Annotated in this window: 28 protein-coding genes and 1 tRNA gene; 17 read left to right on the forward strand and 12 right to left on the reverse strand. The window is 68.3% G+C overall.

Translation table 11 applies throughout. From position 1 onward, the window contains the following. On the reverse strand, window positions 1–336 hold a 336-nt coding region (locus V6M46_RS18415; protein ID WP_332667778.1), incomplete at its 3' end, for a carboxyl transferase domain-containing protein. 46 nt (window positions 337–382) lie between these two features. On the opposite strand from V6M46_RS18415, the gene V6M46_RS18420 reads away from it, so the two are divergent. After that, on the forward strand, window positions 383–934 hold the full coding sequence (locus V6M46_RS18420; RefSeq protein ID WP_332667780.1) for a TetR/AcrR family transcriptional regulator: 552 nt from the start codon (window positions 383–385) through the stop codon (window positions 932–934). Here the strand turns inward: V6M46_RS18420 and V6M46_RS18425 are convergent. Next, window positions 873–1799, reverse strand: coding sequence for an EamA family transporter (locus V6M46_RS18425; protein ID WP_332667781.1), 927 nt, complete (start codon window positions 1797–1799; stop codon window positions 873–875). The genes V6M46_RS18420 and V6M46_RS18425 overlap by 62 nt on opposite strands. Window positions 1800–1871: 72 nt before the next feature. Between V6M46_RS18425 and V6M46_RS18430 the strand changes: the two genes are divergently transcribed. Both V6M46_RS18430 and V6M46_RS18435 read left to right on the forward strand, forming a co-directional pair. Further along, complete coding sequence (locus V6M46_RS18430; protein WP_332667782.1) at window positions 1872–2777, forward strand: LysR family transcriptional regulator; 906 nt, start codon at window positions 1872–1874, stop codon at window positions 2775–2777. Between the two features lie 33 nt (window positions 2778–2810). Then, window positions 2811–3344, forward strand: a complete 534-nt coding sequence (locus V6M46_RS18435) for a hypothetical protein (protein WP_332667784.1) — start codon at window positions 2811–2813, stop codon at window positions 3342–3344. 48 nt (window positions 3345–3392) lie between these two features. Here the strand turns inward: V6M46_RS18435 and V6M46_RS18440 are convergent, their stop codons facing one another. Next, on the reverse strand, window positions 3393–4919 hold the full coding sequence (locus V6M46_RS18440) for an MFS transporter (RefSeq protein ID WP_332667786.1): 1527 nt from the start codon (window positions 4917–4919) through the stop codon (window positions 3393–3395). 95 nt (window positions 4920–5014) lie between these two features. Between V6M46_RS18440 and V6M46_RS18445 the strand changes: the two genes are divergently transcribed. The 3 genes from V6M46_RS18445 (at window position 5015) to V6M46_RS18455 (ending at window position 7043) form a co-directional block, all read left to right on the forward strand. Continuing rightward, a complete protein-coding gene (locus V6M46_RS18445) occupies window positions 5015–5542 on the forward strand; it encodes a TetR/AcrR family transcriptional regulator (RefSeq protein WP_332667788.1) in 528 nt (175 codons plus the stop codon). A 63-nt stretch (window positions 5543–5605) separates the two neighbouring features. Next, complete coding sequence (locus V6M46_RS18450; protein WP_332667790.1) at window positions 5606–6730, forward strand: glycerophosphodiester phosphodiesterase; 1125 nt, start codon at window positions 5606–5608, stop codon at window positions 6728–6730. A 40-nt stretch (window positions 6731–6770) separates the two neighbouring features. Continuing rightward, entirely contained in the window at window positions 6771–7043 is a 273-nt protein-coding gene (locus tag V6M46_RS18455) for a DUF2277 domain-containing protein (RefSeq protein WP_332667792.1), read from the forward strand. Window positions 7044–7047: 4 nt separating this feature from the next. On the opposite strand, the gene V6M46_RS18460 is transcribed toward V6M46_RS18455, so the two are convergent. The 3 genes from V6M46_RS18460 to V6M46_RS18470 are packed head-to-tail and all read right to left on the reverse strand — an operon-like array spanning window position 7048 to window position 9258. Next, window positions 7048–7662: a YigZ family protein gene (locus V6M46_RS18460; protein WP_332667834.1), complete on the reverse strand. Its 615-nt coding sequence runs from the start codon at window positions 7660–7662 to the stop codon at window positions 7048–7050. Beyond that, window positions 7659–8423 (reverse strand): methyltransferase domain-containing protein, encoded by a 765-nt coding sequence (locus tag V6M46_RS18465; protein ID WP_332667794.1) that lies wholly within the window; start codon window positions 8421–8423, stop codon window positions 7659–7661. Before V6M46_RS18465 ends, V6M46_RS18460 begins: the two co-directional genes overlap by 4 nt. A gap of 34 nt (window positions 8424–8457) precedes the next feature. Further along, the gene (locus V6M46_RS18470) at window positions 8458–9258 is read right to left on the reverse strand and encodes a crotonase/enoyl-CoA hydratase family protein (RefSeq protein WP_332667796.1); all 801 of its coding nucleotides are present in this window, start codon (window positions 9256–9258) and stop codon (window positions 8458–8460) included. Between the two features lie 104 nt (window positions 9259–9362). On the opposite strand from V6M46_RS18470, the gene V6M46_RS18475 reads away from it, so the two are divergent. From V6M46_RS18475 to V6M46_RS18485, 3 genes are read left to right on the forward strand one after another with little or no spacing between them, the layout of a single operon-like run. Next, entirely contained in the window at window positions 9363–9647 is a 285-nt protein-coding gene (locus V6M46_RS18475) for a WhiB family transcriptional regulator (RefSeq protein ID WP_332667798.1), read from the forward strand. 1 nt (window position 9648) lies between these two features. Next, window positions 9649–9945 (forward strand): DUF4235 domain-containing protein, encoded by a 297-nt coding sequence (locus V6M46_RS18480; protein ID WP_332667800.1) that lies wholly within the window; start codon window positions 9649–9651, stop codon window positions 9943–9945. Window positions 9946–9970: 25 nt separating this feature from the next. Beyond that, window positions 9971–10471, forward strand: coding sequence for a mycothiol transferase (locus tag V6M46_RS18485; protein WP_332667802.1), 501 nt, complete (start codon window positions 9971–9973; stop codon window positions 10469–10471). Here V6M46_RS18485 and V6M46_RS18490 read toward each other — a convergent pair. Both V6M46_RS18490 and V6M46_RS18495 read right to left on the reverse strand, forming a co-directional pair. Next, a complete protein-coding gene (locus V6M46_RS18490; protein WP_332667804.1) occupies window positions 10468–12159 on the reverse strand; it encodes a SulP family inorganic anion transporter in 1692 nt (563 codons plus the stop codon). The genes V6M46_RS18485 and V6M46_RS18490 overlap by 4 nt on opposite strands. Then, window positions 12156–12500: an ArsR/SmtB family transcription factor gene (locus V6M46_RS18495; protein WP_332667806.1), complete on the reverse strand. Its 345-nt coding sequence runs from the start codon at window positions 12498–12500 to the stop codon at window positions 12156–12158. Before V6M46_RS18495 ends, V6M46_RS18490 begins: the two co-directional genes overlap by 4 nt. A gap of 193 nt (window positions 12501–12693) precedes the next feature. Between V6M46_RS18495 and V6M46_RS18500 the strand changes: the two genes are divergently transcribed. Beyond that, window positions 12694–14535: a phosphoenolpyruvate carboxykinase (GTP) gene (locus tag V6M46_RS18500; RefSeq protein WP_332667808.1), complete on the forward strand. Its 1842-nt coding sequence runs from the start codon at window positions 12694–12696 to the stop codon at window positions 14533–14535. 58 nt (window positions 14536–14593) lie between these two features. On the opposite strand, the gene V6M46_RS18505 is transcribed toward V6M46_RS18500, so the two are convergent. Both V6M46_RS18505 and V6M46_RS18510 read right to left on the reverse strand, forming a co-directional pair. After that, window positions 14594–15547 (reverse strand): hypothetical protein, encoded by a 954-nt coding sequence (locus tag V6M46_RS18505; protein WP_332667811.1) that lies wholly within the window; start codon window positions 15545–15547, stop codon window positions 14594–14596. Between the two features lie 126 nt (window positions 15548–15673). Further along, window positions 15674–15756: transfer RNA gene (locus V6M46_RS18510), tRNA-Leu, on the reverse strand. Between the two features lie 145 nt (window positions 15757–15901). Between V6M46_RS18510 and V6M46_RS18515 the strand changes: the two genes are divergently transcribed. From V6M46_RS18515 to pknB, 6 genes are all read left to right on the forward strand, one after another. Then, a complete protein-coding gene (locus tag V6M46_RS18515; protein WP_332667814.1) occupies window positions 15902–16624 on the forward strand; it encodes a DUF3662 and FHA domain-containing protein in 723 nt (240 codons plus the stop codon). Continuing rightward, a complete protein-coding gene (locus V6M46_RS18520) occupies window positions 16625–17101 on the forward strand; it encodes an FHA domain-containing protein FhaB/FipA (protein WP_332667816.1) in 477 nt (158 codons plus the stop codon). A gap of 3 nt (window positions 17102–17104) precedes the next feature. Beyond that, a complete protein-coding gene (locus tag V6M46_RS18525; RefSeq protein ID WP_332667818.1) occupies window positions 17105–18403 on the forward strand; it encodes a PP2C family protein-serine/threonine phosphatase in 1299 nt (432 codons plus the stop codon). Further along, a complete protein-coding gene (locus V6M46_RS18530; protein ID WP_332667820.1) occupies window positions 18400–19773 on the forward strand; it encodes an FtsW/RodA/SpoVE family cell cycle protein in 1374 nt (457 codons plus the stop codon). Before V6M46_RS18525 ends, V6M46_RS18530 begins: the two co-directional genes overlap by 4 nt. Further along, complete coding sequence (locus tag V6M46_RS18535; protein ID WP_332667822.1) at window positions 19770–21242, forward strand: peptidoglycan D,D-transpeptidase FtsI family protein; 1473 nt, start codon at window positions 19770–19772, stop codon at window positions 21240–21242. Before V6M46_RS18530 ends, V6M46_RS18535 begins: the two co-directional genes overlap by 4 nt. A gap of 94 nt (window positions 21243–21336) precedes the next feature. After that, entirely contained in the window at window positions 21337–23115 is a 1779-nt protein-coding gene (pknB, locus tag V6M46_RS18540; RefSeq protein WP_332667824.1) for a Stk1 family PASTA domain-containing Ser/Thr kinase, read from the forward strand. On the opposite strand, the gene V6M46_RS18545 is transcribed toward pknB, so the two are convergent. After that, a complete protein-coding gene (locus V6M46_RS18545) occupies window positions 23112–23840 on the reverse strand; it encodes a DUF881 domain-containing protein (RefSeq protein WP_332667826.1) in 729 nt (242 codons plus the stop codon). The genes pknB and V6M46_RS18545 overlap by 4 nt on opposite strands. Before the next feature lie 85 nt (window positions 23841–23925). On the opposite strand from V6M46_RS18545, the gene V6M46_RS18550 reads away from it, so the two are divergent. After that, window positions 23926–24171 carry a cell division protein CrgA gene (locus tag V6M46_RS18550; RefSeq protein ID WP_332667829.1) on the forward strand — a complete coding sequence of 82 codons (246 nt, stop codon included), beginning with the start codon at window positions 23926–23928 and terminating at the stop codon, window positions 24169–24171. Window positions 24172–24245: 74 nt separating this feature from the next. Here V6M46_RS18550 and V6M46_RS18555 read toward each other — a convergent pair. Continuing rightward, a partial coding sequence (locus V6M46_RS18555) for a rhomboid family intramembrane serine protease (protein ID WP_332667831.1) occupies window positions 24246–25089 on the reverse strand: 844 nt, incomplete at its 5' end.

The raw sequence follows: 25089 nt of genomic DNA on the forward strand, positions 1-25089 counted from the left end.
CTGCGCGATCGTCTGGGCGCGCAGGTGCTTCTTGACCGTGAGGGGATAGTAGGTGCCGCCCTTGACCGTGGCGTCGTTCGCGACGATGACGCAGTCGCGCCCGCTGACCCGGCCGATCCCCGTGACGATCCCGGCGCTCGGAACCTCGCCGCCATACATCTCGTACGCCGCCAGGGGTGCGATCTCCAGGAACGGTGAGCCGGGATCGAGCAGATGATCGATCCGGTCACGCGGAAGGAGCTTGCCCCGTCCGGCATGTCGTTCGCGGGACGCCTCGCTGCCGCCCTGCCGGACGGTGGCGAGCCGGGTCCTGAGCTCTTCGACGAGTTCACGCATGCCGACAGGTTAACAGCCGTTAACCAACATCCGCTACAGTGGACTCGTGACCACGCCTCGTCGCCAGCAGATCCTCGACACAGCCGCAGAGCTGTTCGCCGAGCGGGGCTTCCACGGTGTCTCGGTCCACGACATCGGCGGCGCCTGCGGGATCTCCGGCCCGGCGCTCTACAAGCACTTCGCCGGCAAGGACGACATCCTCACGCAGTCGCTCACCGCGATCAGCGAGCGGCTCCTCACCGAAGGTCGGGCCCGGAGCCTCGCAGCACCTGATGCCGGGCAGGCCCTCGACGCCCTCATCGCCTGGCACATCGACTTCGCTCTCGGCCATCCGGCACTCATCGTGATCCAGGAACGGGAGTGGACCAACCTCGATGCGACCGGTCGCAAGGAGGTGCGGTCGTTGCAGCTGGCCTACATCGACATCTGGGTCGACGTCGTACGCCGGCTGCGTGGCGATCTGGATCCTGCCGAGGCCCGTGCCGTCGTCCAGGCGACGTTCGGCCTGCTCAACTCCACCCCGCACAGTGCCCGCATCAGCGAGTCGGCGATGCGAGCTCGGCTTTCGAAGATGGCGAGATCTGCTCTTCTCGCGTAGCACCGACCCTGCGTCGTCTGCTGACAGTTGCCGCCGCGACGCCGGCGAGCATGATCGCCCCACCGACGAGCTCCAGCCCGCTCGGCACCTCGTCCTGCACGACCCACGCGGTCGCGATCCCGACGATCGGGACGAGCAGGACGAACGGGACAACCGCGCTCGCCGTGTAGCGGGCCAACAATGAGTTGAAGATGCCGTAGCCCAGCAGCGAGGAACCGATGGCGGTGTAGGCCGTGCTGGCGATCGCCGTGCCCGACAGGTGGGTCAACGCGCGCCCGACCTCGTCGGTGCCGTCGACCAGCAACGACAAGCCGAGCGCCGGGAGCGGCACGACGAGGGCGGACCACACGACGAGCGAGAGGCCCGAGGCCACCCCGGCCCGACGGGCGATGACGTTGCCGATCGCCCACGACATCGCCGCGCCCAGCATCACGAGGACCGGGACGACCGGCGCCGAGACGCCGTGGGCGATCACGACGAGCGCGAGTCCGGCCGTGCCGATCGTCGCGCCCACGACCTGGCGGCGACTCGGGTGCTCCTTGATGACGAACGCGGCGATGACGATCGTGAAGATCACCTGCGCCTGGAGCACCAGTGAGGCGAGACCGGCGGGCATGCCGAGGTGCAGCGCGATGTAGAGCAGGCTGAACTGGCCGAGGCTCATGAACGAGCCGACCGCGACCACGTTGCGCCAGCCCGCCCGGGGCATCGGCACGAAGAACACCAGCGGCAGCGCGACGAGCGTGAAGCGCATCGCCAGGAACAGCAGCGGCGGGACGTCAGCGAGGCCCTCGTCGATCACGACGAAGTTGGCGCCCCACACCAGCATGACGAGCAGGGCGAGCAGGCTGTGCTTGAGCGACATGGCCCCAGTCTCTCCCGCTCAACGATGAAGTACCAGCGATGGTTTCTGCACGTAACAGCGTACAGTTGCTTCATGATTGACCTGGGAGCGCTGCGTTCGCTGATCGCCGTACGCGACCACGGCAGCATCGTGTCGGCCGCCGCGGCTCTCGACTTCACCCCGTCGGCGGTCTCGCAGCAGATCAAGAAGCTCGAGCGGCAGAGCCGGTCTCCGATGCTCGAGCGGGTCGGCCGCAGCGTCATCCTCACCGAGCGGGGGCGTCTGCTCGCCGAGCGGGGCGCGCTGCTGCTCGCCGACCTCGAACAGGTCGAGAACCTCGCGGTCGGCGGAGCCGAGGAGCTGCGCGGCACGTTCCGCATCGCGTCGTTCTCGACGGCCTCCCGAGGCATCGTGGCACCCCTGCTGGCGCGGCTCCGATCGACGGCGCCCGATCTCGATGTCATGGTCAACGAGGTCGATCCACGCGAAGCCGTCACGCTGGTCGAGCGCGGCGGCACCGACCTCTCGATCGTGCACGACTGGAGCACCATGCCGCTGGAGGTGCCGACGACCCTCGAGCGACTGGCGTTTCACATCGACCGGGCCGACGTCCTACTGCCGTGGGACCACCGCCTGTCCCTGCGGGACTCGGTCACGCCCATGGACCTCGTGGGCGAGCGGTGGATCACGACGCCGGCCGGGACGATCTGCCACGACTGGTTGCTCCACATGTTCGCGATGCACGGCGAGCGCCCGGACATCCGGTACTTCGACGGCTCGTACTCGACCCACGAGTCGATGGTCGAGCACGGCGTCGCAGTGGCCCTCGTCCCACGACTGGGCCGCGCAGCACTCCCGCCGCGCGTCCGCGCCATCCCGGTCGTCGACCCCACCCCGACCCGGCGGCTGAGCTCGCTGTGGCGCACGTCGAGTCACGAGAACCCGGCCCGCCTGCACGTGCAACGCGAGCTCGAGGACCTCTTCCCGCCGGTGCCCTAGGGTGCTGTGCACTCGAAGCGACAGGAGTGCACGATGGTCAACCTCGGAAAGCTGCTTGGCGGCAACCTTGACATCAAGAAGGTGCAGCAGGTCGTCGATCTGGTGTGGGACAACCGGGACGACCTCGCCAACAGCGCGAAGCTCGCCAAGGAGATCCCGGACTTCATCCGTGCGCTCGCCAGTGGCCTTTCCGAGGCCGGCGACCAGGCGCGCGCCGCGGGTGTGGCCCTGGTCGGCGAGGACGGCAGGTCCGGCGCCACCACCCGGCTCGGCAGCAGTGCCACGACCCTCGGCGCGATCGCTGACAGCCTCACGACTGTCGCGAAGTTCGTCGCCGATGCAGCCGACGACGTCGAGAAGGTGCCCATGATGGGCGGTCCGGCGAAGCAGCTCGGGGGCGCGGCCAAGACGATCCGCGACACGACGTCCGGCCTGGGTGGTCTCGCCGACGACCTGGTCGGGCTCGCCGAGATCCTGGGCAATGTCGGTGCGGCCCTCAGCAGGCTCGGCGACAGCCTCGACACCTCCGGGGCCAAGGCGCAAGGCTTCGTCGCCGCCGGTGGTTGAGCGACCCTTTCACCTCACTGGGACTCGACACGACCGGAGAGTGCTGGCTCAGGCACCCTTGAGGGTCCGCCACGACACGAGGGCCGCGGCGAGGGCGACGACGATCGCCGTCGCCGACGTGAGCTGCACGCCGAGGTCGAATGCCTCATGCGCTGACCGCAGCATCGCCTCGCCCACGCTGTTGGGGTAGTACCTGGCGTACTCGACGGTGCCGCCCAGCGTCTCGAACGACGAGTCGTTGTCGCCCCACTGGGCCACTGCAGGGACGGTCAGGTGCGACCGGTACGTCGAGGTCAGGATGCTGCCGAGCACCGCGGTGCCCAGCACGGCACCGACCTCGTACGCCGTCTCGGAGATCGCGGATGCGGCTCCGGCCTTGTAGGGCGGGACGCTCGACAGCATGAGGTCGTTGGTCAGCGTCTCCGCCAGGCCGATCCCGAGGCCGAGCACCGAGAACGCGATCATGATCGACACCGTCGAGGGTGTGCCGATGAAGGCCGCGATGGCATACCCGGCCGCCGACAGGCCGAAGCTGCCGGCCACCAGCGCCCGCGCCGGGAAGAACCGCACCAGGCGCACCGCCGCGAACCCCGCGAGGACCGTGACGAGCAGACCCGGCAGCAGAACGGACGCCGCCGACAAGGGCGACAGGCCGACCACGAGCTGCAGGAACTGCGCCGCGAAGAACATGAATCCGGCGTAGCCCATCAGGCTCAGCAGGTTCGCGACGATCGCACCGCTGAAGACCCGGTCCGAGAACAGCGTCATGTCGATCATCGGGTCGACGAGGCGGCGCTGCCGGCGTACGAACAGGACACCGCTGGCGATGCCGACCCCGAAGCCGATCAGCGCCGCGTCGTTGAAGCCGTGCTCGGCGACCTGCTTGATCCCGACGACGAACGGCAGCATCGCGGTCATCGACAGGACGATGCTCAGGACGTCGATGCGGCCCGGCCGCGGGTCGCGCGACTCCGGCAGCAGGAACACCGCGGCGACCAGGAAGATCGCGATGATCGGCACGTTGATGAAGAACACCGATCCCCACCAGAAGTGCTCGAGCAGCCACCCGCCCATGACCGGGCCGAGCGCTGCGCCACCGGCGAACATCGCCGCCCACGTCGCGATCGCGATCCGCCGGTCGTCACGGTGCATGAAGATGTTGCGGATCAGCGACAGCGTCGACGGCATCAGCGTCGCGCCGAACACGCCGAGCAGGGCGCGCGAGGCGAACAGCGCCTCGGCGCTCGGACTGAATGCCGCGCAGACCGACGCGATCCCGAAGCCGACCGCGCCGATCAGCAGCAACCGGCGCCGGCCGAAGCGGTCGCCGACGCTGCCCATCGCGACCAGCAGGCCGGCGAGCATCAAGGGATAGATGTCCACGAGCCAGAGCATCTGCTCGCCGGTCGGGTGCAACGCGATGCTGACCTGCGGCAGGGCGAAGCTGAGCACGGTGTTGTCGATCGAGGTCAGGAGGACAGGCAGCATGAGCACGCCCAGTGCCAGCCACTCGCGCACTCCGGCGCGTGGTGCAACGAGCTGTTCGGCGCGGTAGCGCGGGTCGATCGTGGTCATGGGGCCTCCTCCCGTTCGGACGGTCAACTATACCGTCTGGACGGTACAGTGAACGACCGTCGGCCTGGTGATATTCCTCTCGGTAAGGTGTGCCCATGGCGGCCACCGAGCGTTCGACGAGAGACCGCCTGATCGACGCCTTCGAGACCCTCCTGGTCACCGCCGGCAGCCGCGCCGCGACGCTCGACGCCGTCGCCGCCGAGGCCGCGGTGTCCAAAGGCGGCCTGCTCTACCACTTCCACAGCAAGGACGAGCTCGTCGAGGGCATGCTGACCAGGCTCCGCGAGCAGGGCGAGGCAGACGTCGCCAAGATGCGCACGGCCAAGAAGGGCCCGGTCGAGTTCTACCTGGCCACCTCGGTCAATACCGGCAGCGACTTCGATCGCGCGCTCGTCGCCGCCGGCCGCATCGCCCAGGAGAACGACTCACGGGCCTCGGCGGCGCTCGCCGATCTTCGCGAGGGCTGGTTCCAGGTCCTGCGAGAGCACCTCGGCGATGAGTCGCTGGCCCGCACGATCCAGCTGATCGGCGACGGCCTCTACTTCGACGACACCACCGGGCTCACCGAGAAGAATGCGCTCAAGCACGTCCGCGCCGTGCTGAAACGCCTCGACGTCCTCTAGGAGTTCATCGAGCGTCGGCGTCACGTGCACGCGTACGTCACCCGCCGCCCCTGGACTCGGGGCATGACACTTCATCCGTACGTCCGCCGCACCGCGCTCGCGCTGAGCGGCGCCGCCATCGTCTCCGGAGCCGTCGCCGTGCCCGCGACCGCCGAGAAGGCACCCGCCACCACGACCGACCACCAGGCCATCACGGTGTTCGCGCACCGCGGCGCCTCCGGCTACCGGCCCGAGCACACCCTCGCCGCGTACGCGTTGGCGATCAGGATGGGTGCCGACTACATCGAGCCGGACCTGGTCAGCACCAAGGACGGCGTCCTGGTCGCCCGCCACGAGAACGAGATCAGCGGCACGACCGACGTCGCCGACCACCCCGAGTTCGCGCAGCGCAAGACGACCAAGACGGTCGACGGCCGGCCGATCTCGGGCTGGTTCACCGAGGACTTCACGCTGCAGGAGCTCAAGACGCTGCGGGCCAAGGAGCGGCTCCCGGCCGTACGGCCGGGCAACACGAGGTACGACGGCCGGTACGACATCCCGACGTTCGACGAGGTCCTCGCCCTCGCCACGTCGGAGAGCCGCAGGCGTGGCCGCCCGATCGGTGTCGCCCCGGAGACCAAGCACCCGACGTACTTCCAGTCGATCGGGCTGCCGCTCGAGCAGCCGCTCCTGCGATCGCTCACGAAGGCCGGGCTCAACACGAAGCACGCCAAGGTCGTCATCCAGTCGTTCGAGACCTCGAACCTGCGGAGCCTCGCCCAGCGGACCCCCGTGTCGCTCGTCCAGCTGACCTCGGCGTCCGGCGCACCGTATGACCTGGTGGCCGTCGGTGACCCGCGTACGTACGCCGACCTCATGTCGCCGGCCGGACTGCGGGACGTCGCGACGTACGCCGACTGGCTCGGCCCCGAGAAGAGCAGCATCATCCCGCGTGACGCGCAGGGGTTCCTCAAGGCGCCGACGTCGGTCGTCCAGGACGCCCACCGGGCCGGCCTCAAGGTCGTCGCCTACACGTTCCGTGACGAGAACCAGTTCCTGCCGGCGGACTTCCGCGACGGGACCGACCCCAACGCGAAGGGCGACATCTTCGGGGAGCTCAACGCGTACTTCGCGACCGGCCTCGACGGGATCTTCGCGGACTACCCCGACAGTGCGGATGCCGCGCGCGACTGGTGGGAGGAGAGCTAGAACCCTGTCGTCGGCGGGCTCGGAGTTCTAGGGTTGACGCATGTGCCGCAACATTCGTACCCTCCACAACTTCGAGCCCGCCGCGACCGACGACGAGGTGCAGGCCGCGGCGCTGCAGTACGTCCGCAAGATCAGCGGGGCGTCCAAGCCGTCGAAGGCCAATGAAGAGGTGTTCAACCGGGCCGTCGCGGAGATCGCCCACATCACCGGGCATCTCCTCCAGGACCTGGTGACCACCGCGCCGCCCAAGGACCGCGAGGTCGAGGCCGCCAAGGCCAAGGCTCGCTCGGCCCAGCGCTTCGCCTCGGCCTAGAGACCTAGGCGTCGACCCACGCGGTTCCCGCCCGCTCGACGACGGCATCGCCCCCGCTCGCGCGGGCGACCTCACCCGTGAAGACGTCCGGATCGGCAACGGTGACGGTGAAGACCGCATCGGTTCCGTACGCGACCGCGGTCACTTCACCGAGGGCCCGCAGCCGGTTGTCCAGCACCCCGGCCCGACCCGCGTCGACGGTGACCGTCATGAGGTGGCGGAGCTCCCGACGCTGGAGGCCGGCCGCGTCGAGCGCCAGCCCGACCGCCTCGCCGTACGCCCGCACGAGACCTCCGGCTCCGAGCAGCGTTCCGCCGAACCAACGCGTCACGACCGCGACGACATCGGTGACGCCTCGCCGGGTGAGCACCTCGAGCATCGGCGCGCCCGCCGTGCCGGCCGGCTCACCGTCGTCGTTCGAGCGTTGCAGGGCAGAGTCCGGGCCGATCACGAATGCCGTGCAGTGGTGCCGGGCGGTGTGGTGCCGCCTGCGGACGGACTCGATGAACGTACGCGCGTCCTCCTCCGACTCGACACGCTGCAGGTCGCACAGGAACCGCGACCGTCTGACCTCCAGCTCTGCGGAGGCGGCGCGGGCGATCGTCGAGTAGGAGGTCAGGGCTTGCGCAGCTTGAGGAAGATGCTCGGGCCGAAGTTGCTGCGCGCGAGGCGGCGCTGCGTGAGGCGCTCGGCGGCCAGCATCGCGCTGGTCGGCAGGGCCCTCTTGAGGGTCTGGCTGCGCAGGTTGGACACCGAGAGCTTGTTCTCGAGCTTGAGCCCCGCGGCGTCGAGCTGACCGACCACGGTGTCGATGTTGTGGTTGACGAACGCGATCGCGTCGGGCTCGTCGGCCTTGGCCTTGCGGATGTTGACCGGCTCGGTCGGCAGCGGCGTGCCTTGCTTCTTGTGGCGGCGACGGTTCTTGAAGTGGCCGTAGTTGGCGACCTCGATGATCGCCGTGCCGCCGGGCGCGAGCACGCGCGAGATCTCGGCGAACTCCGCCGTCGGGTCCGGGAGGTGGTGCATGACCCGGATCATCGTGACCAGGTCGAGCTCGCCGTCCTCGAACTTGAGGTCGTCGGCCTGCATCTGGACCTGCTTGATGTCGGTGCCCTCGAGCACCTTCTTGGCCGCCTCGAGCTGGGTCGCGGCCGGCTCGGCCAGCGTGACCTCGTCGCAGAACGTACGCAGGAGGATGCACAGACGACCGAAGCCACCGCCGATGTCGGCGGCCTTGCGGTAGTGGTTGCCCTTCAGCAGTCGCCGGATCGCGATGTGCTCGGCGGCGTTCTCGTAGTCGCGGTTGTCCCAGTACTTCGTGTAGTCGTAGCCACGCTCGTACTGGTTGGCGACCTTCTTGGAGGGCTGTTGTTCAGTCACGCCGAACACAGTAACAACCGCAGGCGCAGAGCCCTCAATCGAACGTCCGTGGGCCGAAGACAGGGGCCTCCTTGGTCATGCCGGCCTTGCGGGCGATCGTGGTGTTGCCCGACTTGAACATCGCCCGCTGCAGCCTGCGCTCCAGCCGGTACGCCCTGCGGAGGCTGCGATGGCGGTTGCCGTAGATCAGCTTCTTGGTGGCCGCGACGGAGTCCGGTGAGCGCTCAATGATCTGGTCGGCGAGCGCCAGGGCGGCCTTCAGCGGGTCGTCGCTGACCTCCGTCGCCAGGCCGAGCTCGGCCGCCCGCTGACCCGTCAGGGACTCGCCGGTCATCGACAACCGCATCACGACATCGGCCGGGAGCAGCTCGTTGAACGGCACGGTGCCGGCCATGTCCGGGACGAGGCCCCACTTCGCCTCGAGGATCGACCACGTCGAGTCCGGCGTCGTGAACCGGAAGTCCGCACCGGCGGCGAGCTGCAGCCCCGCGCCGTAGCAGTGCCCCTGCACCACGGCGATCACCGGCACCGGCAGGCTTCGCCAGATCGCGGTGACCTTCTGGAACTGGTTGACCGTCCGGGGCCCGGCGAAGAAGAACCGGGCGACCTTCTTCTTGTCCTTGAACGCGGCGGCGAAGTCGAGGCCGGCGCAGAACGAGCGGCCCTTGCCCTGCAGCACGACGGCTCGGATGTCGCGGTTGCCCTTGAGCGCCTCCGCGGCGGCGATCAGCTCGGTGATGAGCTCGAGGTCCACGCCGTTGAGCTTGTCCGGACGGTTGAGCCATACGTACGCGATCGGGCCGTCGATCTCGGTGAGGACGCGGGGTTCGGTCATGCCCGTCAGGCTATCCGGCATGCATCCGGACAGGGGTTCTGACCAGCGGAGAACGATCTGATCCACAGATGTTTGAAAACGCAAGCCGGGGGCAATACCCCCGCATGGTCAACGTCAAGAGACTCCCGCTCCCGCTCATCGAGGTGTATGAGTGGCAGTACCAAGGCGCATGCATGGGCGCCGACAGCGAGGTCTTCTTCTCACCGGAAGCCGAACGGGGTGCCAAGCGCGCGCGCCGGGAGCAGAACGCCAAGAAGCTGTGCTTCTCGTGCCCGGTGATCGAGCGCTGCCGCGAGCACGCCTTGACGGTGCAGGAGCCCTACGGGGTGTGGGGCGGCTTGACCGAGAGCGAGCGTGCCGCGCTGACCCGCCACAAGGTCGCCAGCTGACATGCCCGCAGCCCGGCAGCCCAGCACCTCCGCCAAGATCCTCTACCGGCCCGTCGGCATCGTCAGCTCGATCGTCGGAGGCCTGATCGCCTCGATGGTGTTCAAGCAGGTCTGGAAACGGATCAGCGCGGGCAAGGAGGCCGACCCGCCGACGCCCCTGCAGTCGGAGTATCCGTTCAAGGAGATCCTGCTGGCAGCGCTGCTGCAGGGTGCGATCTTCGCCGGGGTCAAGGCCATCATCGAGCGCCAGGGCGCCAAGGGCTTCCAGCGCATGACCGGCAAATGGCCTGGTTCGTGAGCGCGCAAACCATAAGGTAGGGACCATGACCTCTGCCGCAGACCTGCTGGTCGACTCCTTCGGCCGCATCAACGAGGGCACCGCCATGGTGGTCGACGGGCTCTCACCGAGCGAGCTGAGCCACCGCATCGCCCCGGGCGCCAACACGATCGGCTGGCTGGTCTGGCACCTCATGCGGGTGCAGGACAACCACGTCGCCGACGCGGCCGGCACCGCCGAGGTCTGGTCGTCCGCCGGCTGGCACAAGCGGTTCGGCCTGCCGTTCAGCGAGCGGGCCACGGGCTACGGGCACAGCCGTGATGACGTCGACACGGTCCACGTGCAGGCCGAGCTGCTGGTCGGCTACGCCCAGGCAGTGACCGATGTGACGCTCCGCTACGTCCAGGAGCTCACCGGCGCCGACCTCGACCGCATCGTCGATGACTCGTGGGACCCGCCGGTGACCCTCGCGGTTCGCCTGGTCAGCGTGATCGGCGACGACCTCAAGCACCTCGGCCAGGCCGAGTACATACGCGGCCTGCTCTAGACCGACAGCTCGGCGAGCACCTTCCGCGCGTGCGTGATCGCCGCAGGCGTGTCGGCAAAGATCAAGCCCCGGTTGCGGAGATGGTCCGCGACACCCAGCGACGCCAGCACCTCGTCGTGCCCCGGTGCGATGCCGGAGAGCAGCACCACGATGCCTCGGTGCTCGAGCCTGGAGATCGTGTCGCCGAGCACCTGTGCCCCGGTGGCGTCCAGCGTCGTGACCCGGGACATACGGAGGATGACGACCTTGACATCGGCGATCTCCGGAAGCTCCAGCAGCAGCCGGTGCGCCGCGGCGAAGAACAGCGGACCGTCGAGACGGTAGGCCACGATGTGCTCGCTCAGCAGCGCATGCTCCTCGACGGTGTGGTCCCCGCTCTCGAGCGGTACCTCCTCCAGCCGAGCGCTCTGCGCCACGGCGCGAAGTGCCAGGATGACCGCCAGGCCGACGCCCACACCGACGGCTGTCACGAGGTCGAGAGCGACGGTGACCGAGAACGTCAGGATGACGATGAGCGCATCCGAGCGCGTCGACCGCATCAGGGCCACGATCGAGCCGGTCTCGACCATGCGCACGCAGGTCGCGAACAGGACACCGGCCAGCGCCGCAAGCGGGATGTCCGAGACCAACGGCGCCAACGCGAAGATCGCGGCCAGCAGCACGATCGAGTGGATGACCGCGGCCAGCCGCGACCTGGCGCCGGCGCGCACATTGACGGCGGTGCGGGCTATCGCCGCGGTGGCCGGCACCCCGCCGAAGACCGGAACCACCAGGTTTGCCATCCCCTGGCCGAACAGCTCACGATCCGGGTCGTGGTGCTCGCTGACACTCATGCCGTCGGCGACGGTCGCGCACAACAGGCTCTCGAGTGCGGCCAGGGCAGCGACGGCGAGCGCCGAGGCCATCAGCGAACTCACCGCTCCCGCGTCGACGAAGTCGAGCGATGGCGCCGGGAGGCTGGCCGGCAGGTGACCGATCGGGACCAGCCCGAGGTCGAAGTATCTCGCCGCGACGGTCGCGATGGCGACACCCACCAGGGAGAACGGCACGCCGGGACGCCACCGAGCGCCACCCAGCATCAGGGCGGCAACGGCCAGCGCCACGACCAGCGGTGCGACCTGAGGGTGCTGGACGTACTGGCGCACTGCATCTGCGGCGATCGCCCACACCTTGTCACCGCTGGCATCCCGGACACCCAGGGCAGCCGGCACCTGCTGCAGTGCGATGACGACCGCGATCCCGGCGGTGAACCCTTCGATGACCGAGACCGGCAGGAAGCGTACGTAGCGGCCCATCCGGGCCACCGCCATCGCGACCAGGACGACGCCGGCCAACATGCCGACCATCAGCACACCCGCGGCACCGTAGTGGTGCACGACGGGGACCAGCACGACCGTCATGGCGCCCGTGGGTCCCGAGACCTGAACATGGGATCCGCCGAACACGGCAGCGACGATCCCCGCCACGACGGCGGTTGCGAGACCGGCCTGGGCGCCGAGCCCCGAGGCCACCCCGAAGGCGAGGGCCAACGGCAGCGCCACGATGGCGACGGCCAGACCTGCGACCAGATCCTGCTTGGGGCTTCGGCGCATCGCCGCCAGGTCGCCTCGGCGCGGGAGGAGCTGGGCGCACCTGGCCCACGCCGAGCCCAGGAACTCGGCGGTCGAGGTGGACCCGAAGCGGCTCACACCTCCTGCGCCGACTCGCGCAGCTCCGCGAGCAGGCCCTCCTGGCCGGTCCACATCGACGCGAGGATGCGGCGGCCGTACAGCAGCAGCTGCGCGACATCGGGCGTCGCGAGTGTGTAGAGGACGGCCCCGCCGTCACGCGACGAGGTGACCAGACCCGCCCGTCGGAGCACGGCGAGCTGTTGCGACAGGCTCGAGGACTCCACCTCGATCTCGGTGAGCAGCTCGCGCACGGGTCGCGGGCCGTCCTGAAGGAGCTCCAGAACCCGGATCCTGACGGGGTGCCCCAGGGTGCGGAAGAGCTCGGCCTTGGCCTGGTAGAGCGGCACGCTCGGCTTCATGGATGCATCCTCGGCGACTGTTGGTTATGTCACTTGTAGAATACATCACTTGAAGAACTCTTCAATTACGATACGGTGCGCAAGACACGCACGGACACGCTGAATTTGCAGTCCGCAAAGACAAATCACGAGACATATGCCACGTGTGACGTTGAACCGTGCGTTCTTCGAGTGGAGAGGGCATGATCGAGCGATGGTTGATGTCGACGCAGCACTGGACGAAGCAGGACTCAAGAACCCACATGTGCGCGAGTACGTGCACCACTGGGCCAATCTGACCGGAGCCGAACGGGTCGAAGTGGTCAGCGCCGCCGACGACGCCCGGCTCATCGCCGAGGCGCTCGAGGCCGGTGAGCTGGAGCCGGCCGGCGAGGGGCTCTACTACTCACGCAGCTACGTGAAGGACACCGCGCGCTCCGAGGAGCGCACGATCGTGGCCACCAACAATCCCGCGGACAAGGGCGTCTACAACAACTGGCGCCCGGCCTCGGAGATGAAGCCCCTGCTCGAGGACCGCATGCGCGGAGCGTCGGCGGGCAAGACGATGTACGTCATCCCCTACCTGATGTCACCTCCCGGCAACGCCCTCGCGCCGTGGGCCGCCGGCGTGCAGGTCACCGACACCCGCACCGTCGTGCTCCACATGATCCGGATGGCACGCGTCGGCGCAGAATTTCTCGAGGCACTGGAGGACCCCGAGCAGTTCGTCCGCGCCGTGCACGTGACCGGTGACCTGGAGCACCTCGGTCAGGGCACCCCCAACGACCAGCGCTACTTCGTGACGGTCGCCGATGAGCGTACGATCCTGCACTTCGGCTCGTCCTACGGCGGAAACGCCCTGCTCGGCAAGATCGCGCACGGCCTGCGCCAGGCCGCGTACGACGGCTGGGCCTCGCGCAAGTTCCTCGCCGAGCAGTACATGCTGATCGGCATCAAGGACAAGCAGACCGACAAGACGTACCACATCTGTGGCGGCTTCCCGAGTGCCTCGGGCAAGACCAACCTCGCCATGATGCTGGCTCCCGACGTGCTCGGCGACCGCTATCACGTGTCGTTCTACGGCGACGACATCGCCTGGCTGTGGGTCGACGAGGCCACCGGCAAGCTCTACGGCATGAACCCCGAGTACGGCGTCTTCGGCGTGGCCAAGGACACCAACGAGGGCACCAACCCGACAGCGCTCGCGTCGGTGGCCGAGGGCACGCAGGCGATCTTCACCAACATCGCCTACAACTCGGTGACGCACGAAGTCTGGTGGGAGGGCCGTACGCCCCACCCGCCGGCCGACCACCATGGCTGGCTCGACTGGACGGGTGCCCCGATCGCCGATCGCGAAGCCGGCGACGACAGCCCGTGGGCCCACCCCAACAGCCGCTTCACGACGCAGCTCGACAACGTCCCCAACATCGCCGACGACTACAACGCCGCCTCCGGCGTGCCGATCGACGCGATCATCTTCGGCGGCCGCACGCGCGACCGCGAGCCGCTGATCCGGGCCATCACGGACCTGGCCGAGGGCGTCTACGACGGCCTGACGCTGGGCGCCGAGGCCACGTCCGCGGCCGAGGGTGTCGAGGGCATGCTGCGCTACGACCCGATGTCCAACCGCCCGTTCATGGCGTACGGCGAGGGTGACTACGCCCAGCACTACCTCAACATCGTCGGGGCGGCCAAGGACCTGCCGATCTTCGCGCACGTCAACTGGTTCCAGAAGGATCCCCAGGACGGTCACTACCTGTGGCCCGGCTACCGCGACAACCTGCGTCCGCTCCTGTGGCTCCTGCAGCTCAAGGCCGGCGAGGTCACCGGTCGTCAGACCCCGGTCGGCATCATCCCGACCGCTGAGGAGCTCAACCTCGACGGTGTCGACATCACGCCCGAGGACCTCGAGACGATCCTGTCGATCGACACCGAGCGCTGGCGTCAGGAGATGGGCTTCCGCGAGGAGCACCTGAAGCAGTTCGACAACCTGCCCGAAGAGATCTGGGAGGCGCACCGCCGCGTGTCAGCCGCCCTCGACGCCGAACAGGCGTAGCCACGAGGAATGGCAGGACCCCCGGACCTCACTGGTCCGGGGGTTCTGTCGTTCCCGCTCACCGGCCTCGAGGTGCCGGCGCATCGTCCCACCAGGACAGGACTCGAAGACACCGGAGTGTCGCCCAGCGGCTGGGCCCGGCCGGCTCCATCTCGAACCACGTCCGGCCCGGGTAGGGCCGGTACCGACGCCACGTCCCGTCGGGCCGCCGGAGTCCTCGGACGAGATCCACGGCGTCCTTCAGCCGGTCGTCCCGTGCTGCCGAGGCCGACTGGAAGTACTCCAGGCCACGGAGGGCGTCGAAATGCCATTGGGGCGGGAACGGGAAGCGGGTGAATGCCTCGTCCGCGACCCGAGCGGTCCGGTGCGACTTGAAGAGTCGATGACGCAGGAAGAACTCCTCGCCTTTCGCCAGCGCCTCGTTCACCGGAGTGCCGCCTGTCCCCCGATAGGCCAGCAGCGCCTCCAGCACCGTGATGCTCGTGTGGAACGACCCATGGCGCGATCCCGAGCGAAGCGTCTCGCAGTTCCATCCGCCGTCGGCGAGCTGCTGCTCCAGGAGCCAGTCGACGGTGCGGTCCACCCGGTCCTCGGCGCCCCCGAAGGTCGTGGCGAGCAGCACGAGCATCCCGGTGATGCAGGTCTCGGGCTCCCGGATGCTCTTCGCGAGATTCAGGCCACCGCCGTGATCCGACGCGGCTTCCCAGAGTCGCCGACAACCGCGACGGGCCTGGCTGTTGTCGGCCGCGAGCCCCAGTCGGCGCAGAAGGAGCAGCGTGTACGTCGTCGAGGTCCACTTGGGGCTGTAGAGCGCGCCGGCCCAAAGCCCGTCCGTGTCCTGTGCCGCCAGCAGCCTGGCGCCCCATCCTTCGGTCGCAACCCGCTCGCGCTCGGCGGCCACCTCGGCCGGCGAAGCTCCGATCAGGTACTGCATGACCTGCCAGCGAATGCTCACGTCGCCTGCGAGCAACCATTCCTTCAGCGCATCATCGGCCGGGGCGATCTCCACCATGCCGCATCCTAAGTCCGCGGCCGCACGGGCCATGCGGAGTCGTCGCGCCCGCACTGCCGAGCCCCACTTGCAGCAGTTGCCCGGATCGTGTGGGATCCGGGCAACGTGCGTTCGTATGAAGTTCTGTGCGCGAGGGGGGATTTGAACCCCCACGCCCTTGCGGACACTGGCACCTGAAGCCAGCGCGTCTACCATTCCGCCACCCGCGCATGGTCCCGTAGGACCGGTTCGCAAGTCTAACAGGCTGATTGAGGTGCTATTCCTCACGCCCGTCACTGCGGGCGAGGTAGCGGGGATGGGCGCTCCCGATACGATCGCAGGGTACGACCACGACAATGGGAAAGGCGGAGGCTGATGGCGGGGGTGCTGCAGCGATTCGAACAACGCCTCGAGGGCGCGGTGACCAGCGCGTTCGCCCGAGCGTTCCGCAGCGCTGTGCAGCCGGTGGAGATCGCCGCCGCTCTGCAGCGCGAGGTCGACAACTCGGCCCACATCCTGTCGCGCGAGCGGATGCTCGTGCCCAATGTCTTCACCGTCGAGCTGTCCCCGCCCGACTTCGACCGGCTCAACCCGTTCAGCACGACGCTGGCCGACGAGCTGGCGACGCTCGTCAAGGAGCACGTGAGCGAGCAGCGCTACACGATGGCCGGTCCGCTCGAGATCTCGTTCACCAAGACCGGCGAGCTCAGCACGGGACGCTTCCGCGTACGTAGCAAGACCAACGCCTCCGTGACACCTGTCGCCGGCCAGCGCATGACCGAGACCGCGATCCGCAGCTCCAACGTGCTGCTCGAGGTCAACGGCATGAAGCACCCGATCGACCCACCGGGTGTGGTCATCGGCCGGTCCAACGAGGCCGACCTCAAGATCGACGATCCGGGCATCTCGAGGCGGCATGCGGAGATCAAGATCCACCAGAGCGGATCGGAGACCACCGTGACGATCGTCGACCTCAACTCCACCAACGGCGTGGTCCTCAACGGTCACAAGGTCGCCACGGGAGTCGTGACCGACGGGTCCGAGATCCGTCTCGGCAACACCGTGATCGTGATCCGGATGACCGAGGCCGGCCAGTAGATGTCAGAGCTCACCCTCACGCTGATCAAGCTCGGCTTCCTGGCCGTGCTGTGGCTGTTCGTGCTGTCGGCCGTCTCGGTCATCCGCTCGGACATCTTCGGCACCAAGGCCCCGGCGGCGCCGAAGCCGGCCAAGAACAAGCAGAAGGCGCCCGCGAAGTCCAAGAACCGCAGGGCACCGCGCGGAGTGCCGACGAAGCTCCAGGTCGTCTCGGGTCCCAACGCCGGACAGAGCGTTCCGCTCGGCGACAAGCCGATCCTGCTGGGCCGCGGCACCGACGCGGCGATCCGGCTCGACGACGACTACGTGTCGACCCGCCACGCGCGGTTCGCGACCAATGGTGAACAGTGGTTCGTCGAGGACCTCGGTTCGACGAATGGCACCTACCTCGGCAGCCAGCGCATCACCTCGCCCGTCCCGATCGGCCTCGGCATCGCCGTACGACTGGGCAAGACCATCGTCGAGCTGCAGAAGTAGCCCATGACCGCACTGACCTTCCGATACGTCGCGCACACCGACACGGGTCTGCGCCGATCCGCCAACCAGGACTCCGGCTACGCGAGCCCTCGCCTGTTGGTCATCGCCGACGGAATGGGTGGTGCCGCGGCCGGAGACCTCGCCTCGTCCGAGGTCATGCACATCATCCGCGGGCTCGACACCGACACCGTCGGCGACGACGCGATGGCCGCGCTGGAACAGGCGGTCGTCAAGGCCAACACCCGCCTCGGTGAGCTCATCGCCCAGGATCCCGCCGTCGAGGGGATGGGCACGACGCTCGACGCTCTCGTCTGGGACGGCCAGAAATTCGCCTTCGCCCACATCGGCGACTCGCGGGTCTACCGTCTGCGCGGTGGCGAGCTGACCCAGATCAGCAAGGACCACACGTTCGTCCAGAGCCTGATCGACGAGGGCCGGATCTCGCCGGCCGAGGCCCGCGTGCACCCGCACCGCTCGCTGATCCTGCGCGCCATGCTCGGACGCGACGACAACGGCGCCGACCTCAGCTGGGTCCAGCCGATGCTCGGCGACCGCTACCTGCTGTGCAGCGACGGGCTCACCGACATGGTGACCGACGACGTGATCCGCGGCGCGCTCCAGTCCGAGACCATCGACATGGCCGCGACCGAGCTCGTACGCCTCGCGCTCGAGGCCGGCGGCTACGACAACGTCACGGTCGTCATCGGCGAGTTCGTCGAGGCCGGCACCGAGCCCGACGAGCGTCTGTCGTCATCCGACGGCCAGCCGCAGCTCGTGGGAGCGGCCGCGGGACAGGCCCGCCCACGCACGGGCGAGGGCACGAGTGGCAGCGACTCCACCACCACGACGGCGTCCGACTCGTACGACCCCGAGGAGCTCCGCTACGCGCCGCGACCGCCGAGCCGCCTGCGCTGGCTGCGCTGGGCCGCCGCGATCATCGTCGTCGCGCTGATCCTCGGCGCGGGCGGCGCGTGGGCCTACAACTGGTCCCAGAAGCAGTACTTCGTCGCCGCCCAGGACGGCAAGGTCACGATCTTCAAGGGCGTGCAGGCCGACATCCCGGGCATCGACCTGCAACACGTCGAGCAGGTGACCGACGTCGAGCTCGACACGCTCCCGGAGTTCCGCCGCCAGCAGGTCGAGGCCGGCATCGAGGCCTCCAGCAAGGCCGATGCCGAGAAGACCGTCGCCGAGCTCGACCAGCTCGCGATCCAGCCGACGCCCACGCCGACGCCCACGCCGACCCCGACGCCCACCGCGACCACCAAGTCGACCGCGTCCAACGCGACATGGCAGCGATGACGTCACCCGCATGGGTTCCTCGCAAACGGCGGGGAGCCGAGTTCTTCCTGACCGTGCTCGCGGTGTTCATCGGCATCGCGGCCTATGCCTCGGTCGGCCTCGGCGTCGATGGCACGATTCCCGCCGACACCTACAAGCTCGGCGGCGCGCTGATCGTCGTCGCGATCCTGTCCCACCTGACCGTGCGCAAGGTCGCGCCCTACGCCGATCCCGTGCTGCTGCCGCTGGTCATCGCGCTCAACGGCCTCGGCCTGGCGATGATCTACCGGCTCGACCTCGGCCGGCAGCAGATCAACCCGGAGCGCGCGGCGTTCGCCAACTCGCAGCTCGTATGGACCGCGATCGGCATCGCCGCGTTCGCCGGCATCCTCGTGCTGGTCCGTGACCACCGCCGGCTGCAGACCTTGACCTACACGTTCGGCGTCGCGGCGATCGCGCTGCTGATCCTGCCGCTGCTGCCCTACTTCGGGCGTACGATCAACGGCGCCCGCATCTGGGTCAACTTCGGGCCGTTCAGCTTCCAGCCCGGCGAGGCGGCCAAGGTGTGCCTCGCGATCTTCTTCGCGGGTTACCTGGTCGTCAAGCGTGACGCCCTCGCCCTCGCCGGCCGCCGCATCATGGGCATCGACCTGCCACGCGGCCGCGACCTCGGGCCGATCCTCGCCGGCTGGCTGATCAGCGTCGGGATCCTGGTGTTCCAGCGCGACCTCGGCTCGTCCCTGCTGTTCTTCGGCCTGTTCGTCGTGATGCTCTACGTCGCCACCGAGCGCCCCGGCTGGCTCGTCGTCGGAGCGCTGCTGTTCGGCGCCGGCGCCTACTTCGGCTACGCCGCGTTCGATCACGTGCGCGTACGCTTCGACGCCTGGCTCGACCCGTTCTCCGATCCCGACCGGAACGGCCAGATCATCAACGGCCTGTTCGGCCTCGCGCACGGCGGCATTCTCGGCAAGGGCCTCGGACAGGGCAGCCCGCAGCTCACGCCCTACTCGTTCTCCGACTTCATCGCCGCGTCGATGGGTGAGGAGCTCGGCCTGACCGGGCTCATGGCGATCATCCTGATCTACGGACTCATCGTCGAGCGCGGCCTGCGCATCTCGCTGACCTGCCGCGACGCGTTCGGCAAGCTGCTCGCCGCCGGACTCGCGTTCTCGTTCGCACTGCAGGTGTTCGTCGTCATCGGCGGCGTCACCCGGCTCATTCCGCTGACCGGCCTGACGACCCCGTTCATGGCCCAGGGCGGGTCGTCGGTCGTCATGAACTGGGCGATCATCGGCCTGCTCCTGCGCATCAGCGACCAGACCCGCCGGCCGGCCCCCGAGATCTCCACGTTCGCCAGCGACGAGGAGACCCAGGTGGTGAAGCTGTCATGAACCGTCCCATCCGCAACATCGCCATCGCCTGCCTCGTGCTGTTCGCCGCACTGCTGCTCAACATCAACTACGTCCAGTTCGTCGAGGCCGACAGCCTCAACGACAAGAACGGCAACCGCCGGGTCATCGACGAGGAGTTCTCCCGCGACCGTGGGGCGATCCTGGTCGACGGCGAGCCGGTGGCCGAGAGCGTCAAGTCCAAGGACGAGTACAAGTTCCAGCGGCGCTACCCCGAGGGCGGCCTCTACGCCCCGCTGACCGGTTCGTTCTCCTACATCTACGGTCCGAGCGCGCTCGAGAACTCGCAGAACCGCGTGCTGTCCGGCAGTGACAACCGGTTGTTCGTCAACCGCGTCGTCGACCTGGTGTCCAACAAGCAGCCCAAGGGCGGCAGCGTCGAGCTGACGATCGACCCGCTCGCGCAGAAGGCTGCGGCCGAAGGCCTCCAGCGCCTCGGCAAGGACACCAAGGGCGCCGTCGTCGCGCTCGACCCGCAGACCGGTGCCGTCCTCGCGATGGTCAGCCAGCCGACCTACAACCCCAACCGTCTCGCCAGCCATGACTTCAGCGATGTGGTCAAGTCGTACGAGACCTACAGCAGGGACAAGGACGAGCCGTTGATCAACCGGTCGACGCAGCAGACGCTGCCGCCCGGGTCGACGTTCAAGCTCGTCACCGCCGCCGCCGCCCTCGAGAACGGCGTCGTCGACAACATCGACGACCGGATCAAGGCCGGCGCCCGGCTCACGTTCCCCGGCATCCAGTACTCGCTGCCCAACGAGAACGGCGGCAACTGCGGCGGTGACCGCATCACGTTCGAGCGCGCGCTCAACGTCTCGTGCAACGTCGCATTCGGCGCGCTCGCCGGCAAGGTCGGCCAGGAGAAGCTGGCCGAGCAGGCCACCAAGTTCGGCTTCGGCACCGACCCGATCGAGGGCCTGGCCTCCAGCGCCAGCCGGTTCACCTCCGGCGACAACAAGCTCGAGGCGCCGCAGCTCGCCCAGACGGGCATCGGACAGTTCGAGGTCGCGACGACGCCCCTGCAGATGGCGATGGTCGCCGCCGGCATCGCCAACGGCGGCGACGTCATGAAGCCGTACGTCGTCAAGACCGTCCGCTCGCCCAACCTGCGGGTGCTCGAGCAGGCGCAGCCCGAGCGCCTCAGCCAGGCCATGAGCAGCTCCAACGCCGCCAAGCTCCGCGAGATGATGATCAGCACCGTCACCCGCGGCACCGCCACGTCGGCCCGGATCGCCGGCGTCGACGTCGGCGCCAAGACCGGCACCGCCCAGTCGACACCCGACCGACCGCCCTATGCCTGGTTCGTGTCGTTCGCCCCGGCGGACGATCCCAAGGTCGCTGTCGCGGTGCTCGTCGAGTCCAGCGACACCGCCCGCGACGAGATCGCCGGCGGCCGCCTGGCGGGCCCCATCGCCCGCTCAGTCATGGAGCAGGTGCTCGAGAATTGACCGTTTATCCCCGACATACCAGCACACTTGACGACGGTGGGCCCTCACGCCCCTGTCGAGGAATCCTCACCACACCTTCTGGGAGACTGACATCATGACCGAATCCGGCGACGAGACCATCCGCCTGGGCGGCCGATACGAACTCGGTGGCCTGCTCGGACGCGGCGGCATGGCCGACGTACGCGTCGGCCGCGACCTGCGCCTCGGCCGCACCGTTGCGGTCAAGCAGCTGCGCGGCGACCTCGCCGCTGACGACACGTTCCAGGCTCGCTTCCGTCGCGAGGCCCAGTCGTCCGCAGCGCTCAACCACCCCTCGGTCGTCGCGGTCTACGACACGGGTGAGTCGATCGACAAGCACGGCAGCCACGTGCCCTACATCGTCATGGAGTACGTCGAGGGCCAGACGCTGCGCGACATCCTGCGGGGCGCCGAGAACGGCCGCAAGATCCTGCCCGAGCGCGCCCTGTCGATCACGGCCGACGTGCTGAGCGCCCTCGACTACAGCCACCGCTCCGGCATCATCCACCGTGACATCAAGCCCGCCAACGTCATGCTGACCCCGTCGGGCCAGGTCAAGGTCATGGACTTCGGCATCGCCCGCGCGATCGCCGACACGTCGTCGGCGATGACGCAGACCGCAGCGGTCATCGGTACCGCCCAGTACCTCTCGCCGGAGCAGGCCCGCGGTGAGACCGTCGATGCCCGCAGCGACATCTACTCCACCGGCTGCCTGCTCTACGAGCTCCTCACGGGTCGTCCGCCGTTCGTCGGCGACAGCCCGGTCTCGGTGGCCTACCAGCACGTACGCGAGGAGGCCCGGCCGCCGTCGCAGCTCAACCCCGACGTCAGTGCCGCGATCGACAGCGTCGTCGCCAAGTCCCTCGCCAAGCGCGTCGAGGACCGCTATCAGAGCGCCGCCGACATGCGCAAGGACATCGAGCGGGTGCTCGCCGGCCAGGCCGTCGAGGTGCCGGCCGCGGCCACCGCAGTTGTCGGTGCCACCTCGGTCGCGCCGGCTGCTCCGATCCTGCCGGTCGCCGGCGGGGCACGCCGAGCCGAGCCCGACCCGGACGAAGAGGGCGATGAGCCCGAGAACCGCGCCAAGTGGTGGATCATCGGTGCGATCGCCGTGCTGCTGCTCGCGGGCATCGCGTTCGCGATCTACAAGGCCACCGAGGCACCGCCGGCACCCGCGCAGGCCGAGATCCCCAACGTCAGTGGCAAGAGCGTCGAGAGCGCAACGCGGGCCCTCGAGCCGGAGTTCGTCGTGAGCAAGGACATCCAGCGGCAGGCCAGCAGCGAGGTCGACGAGGGACTCGTCATCGAGACCGACCCGCCCGCAGGGGAGAGGGTCGACGAGGGCAGCACCATCACGCTGATCGTGAGCGACGGCCCCAAGCAGGTGCAGATCCCAGCGCTGCAGGGCCTGTCGTATTCCGAGGCCAAGGACAACCTCGAGGCCAAGGGTCTCAAGGTCAAGAAGCAGCTCCAGGACAGCGACCTGCCCCGCAACCAGGTGATCAACAGCAACCCGCCCGCCGGAGACAGTGTCGACGTCGGCTCGACGGTCGAGCTCATCACCTCGCGGGGTCAGGTCACGGTGCCCAACGTCGTCAACCAGACCGTCGAGGACGCCACCAAGGCGCTCGAGGATCTCGGGCTCAAGGTCACGACCAAGGACGATCCGGCCGCCACCGTGCCTGACGGCACCGTGATCGCGCAGTCGATCGCCCCGAACGAGAAGGTCTCACCGGGCACGACGATCGAGCTCACGGTGTCGGCCAAACCCGGCGACGGAACCGACCCGGGGGACGCCGACGGCGCCGCGACTGATGGCACCGGTGTCCTCGGCACCGAGGCCGACGGCGGCTAGTTCGTGGCGTCGGCGTAGCGCAGGCTGACGGTCCCGGCGTAGGCCTCGGCCTTGATCTCCTCGACGTTCTCCATCTCGAGGCCGAGGTTGTAGCTCACGGCGTAGTCGGCGTACGTCACGGTGCCCGGAGACGTCAGGAGCGACGCATTCATGTCGACCGTGTCGCCGATCGCCTCGATGACGTAGGGCGGCGTGTAGGGCACGCCGTCGAGCACCACGGTCGAGCCGACGCACTTGATGCCGGTCGTCGAGATGAGCCGCTGACCCTGCAGCGTGACGGCCTCGGCGCCGCCGGCCCACAGCGCGTTGACGAATGCCTGGATGTCCTGCTGGTGGACGACGAGCAAGTTGGGGTTGGCGTCCGGGAACGCGTCGGGGTTGGGCGTGTCGGTCAGGGTCACCCTGACCCCGGGGCCCTCGACGGCCGTCAGTCCGGTCGGCTCCTTGAGCTCGTCGACCCGCTCGCGGAGCTTCTTCAGGTCGGCGCCGGAGACCTTCGCCGACAGCTTGTCGATGTCGGAGCGCAGATCGCGCGCGTCGGCACGCCTTTCCTCGACCCGTTCGCGGCGCTCCTGCGCCAACGAGCCCGGATCACCGCCGGCCGGCCGCAGGTCGCCACCCTGCGCACTGTGGGATGCGGCGACGAAGAGAAACCCCGTGATCGCGAAGATCGCGAACACGGCAAGCGGCCAGCGTTGGCGTGCGTGCGACCCCGCCTTTGGCATGCCGAACTCCTCCTCGCTCGATGGCCTAGGCTATCCGAGAGCACCTACCGATGCGGCACAGCCGCAGCAACCATCCGGAGACGTCGTGGCGAAAGACAAGGCCCCCAAGGCACCGAAGCCCCAGAAGATCGGCAACCGCTGGGCAGGTCCGGCGATGGTCACGTCGGGCGTCGTGGGGCTGATCTGGATCGTCGTCTTCTACACGCTGAGCAACCAGGTGATCGACTACCCCTCGTTCCTGCAGTGGTACGACGACCTCGGCAGCTGGAACCTCGTCATCGGCATGGGCTTCATCGTGGCGGCCTTCGGGTTCGCCATGAAATGGGAGTGAGTTACACCGGTGTAGTTATCCACACCTGTGTGCACAGCTGTTGATAATCACACGCATGTAACTCAGCCTGTGGACTAACTCGTCAGCTGTCCCGTGCGTACGACGATCGTGGCGATCATGCCGATCCACACGGCTGCGAGCACGACGACCTGGACCAGCTGCTTGCGCTCGCGGGGTGCGTACGCGAATGCCAGCCCCAGCAGGCAGCCGATGACGAAGCCGCCGAGGTGGCCCTGCCAGCTGATCCCGCCGCGCAGGCTGAGGAACGCGTTGATCACCAGCAGGACCAGCAACGTCGAGATGTCCTGCTTGGCCTTGAGCAGGAAGATCATCGCCATGCCGAACAGGCCGAAGACCGCTCCCGATGCGCCGATCGTCACGATGGCGGGGTCGGTCAGGACGTAGACGAACACCGACGCGAAGACCGCCATCGTCAGGTAGGCCACGATGAAGCGCCAGGTGCCCAGGGCGCGCTCGACGAACGGTCCGAACAGGTAGAGCGCGTACATGTTGAACGCGATGTGCAGGAGACCGGCGTGCAGGAAGGCGGACGTCAGCAGCCGCCAGTAGTCGCCGTCGGCGACGACGTAGCCCTGCATGGCACCTTGTTGATAGATGTCACTGGCACGATCGCCGGTGGCGAGCTGGATCAGGAAGGCCAGGAGGTTGATGCCGATGAGGGTCATCGACACCACGTTGTCCTTGGCCGTGACCGCGCCACCGGCGAGCGTACGGGGTGCCCGCACCGACTTGGCTCCCTCGGCGATGCACGACGGGCACTGGAAGCCGACCGATGCGTCGTTCATGCACTCCGGACAGATCAGCCGCTCACAGCGCTGGCACGAGATGTAGGCCTCGCGGTCAGGATGCCGGTAGCAGCGATAGTCCGAAGCCGGGAGGTTCACGCCTCGCGTCGCT

Source organism: Aeromicrobium sp. (genome assembly GCF_036676885.1).
Taxonomy (GTDB): Bacteria; Actinomycetota; Actinomycetes; order Propionibacteriales; family Nocardioidaceae; genus Aeromicrobium.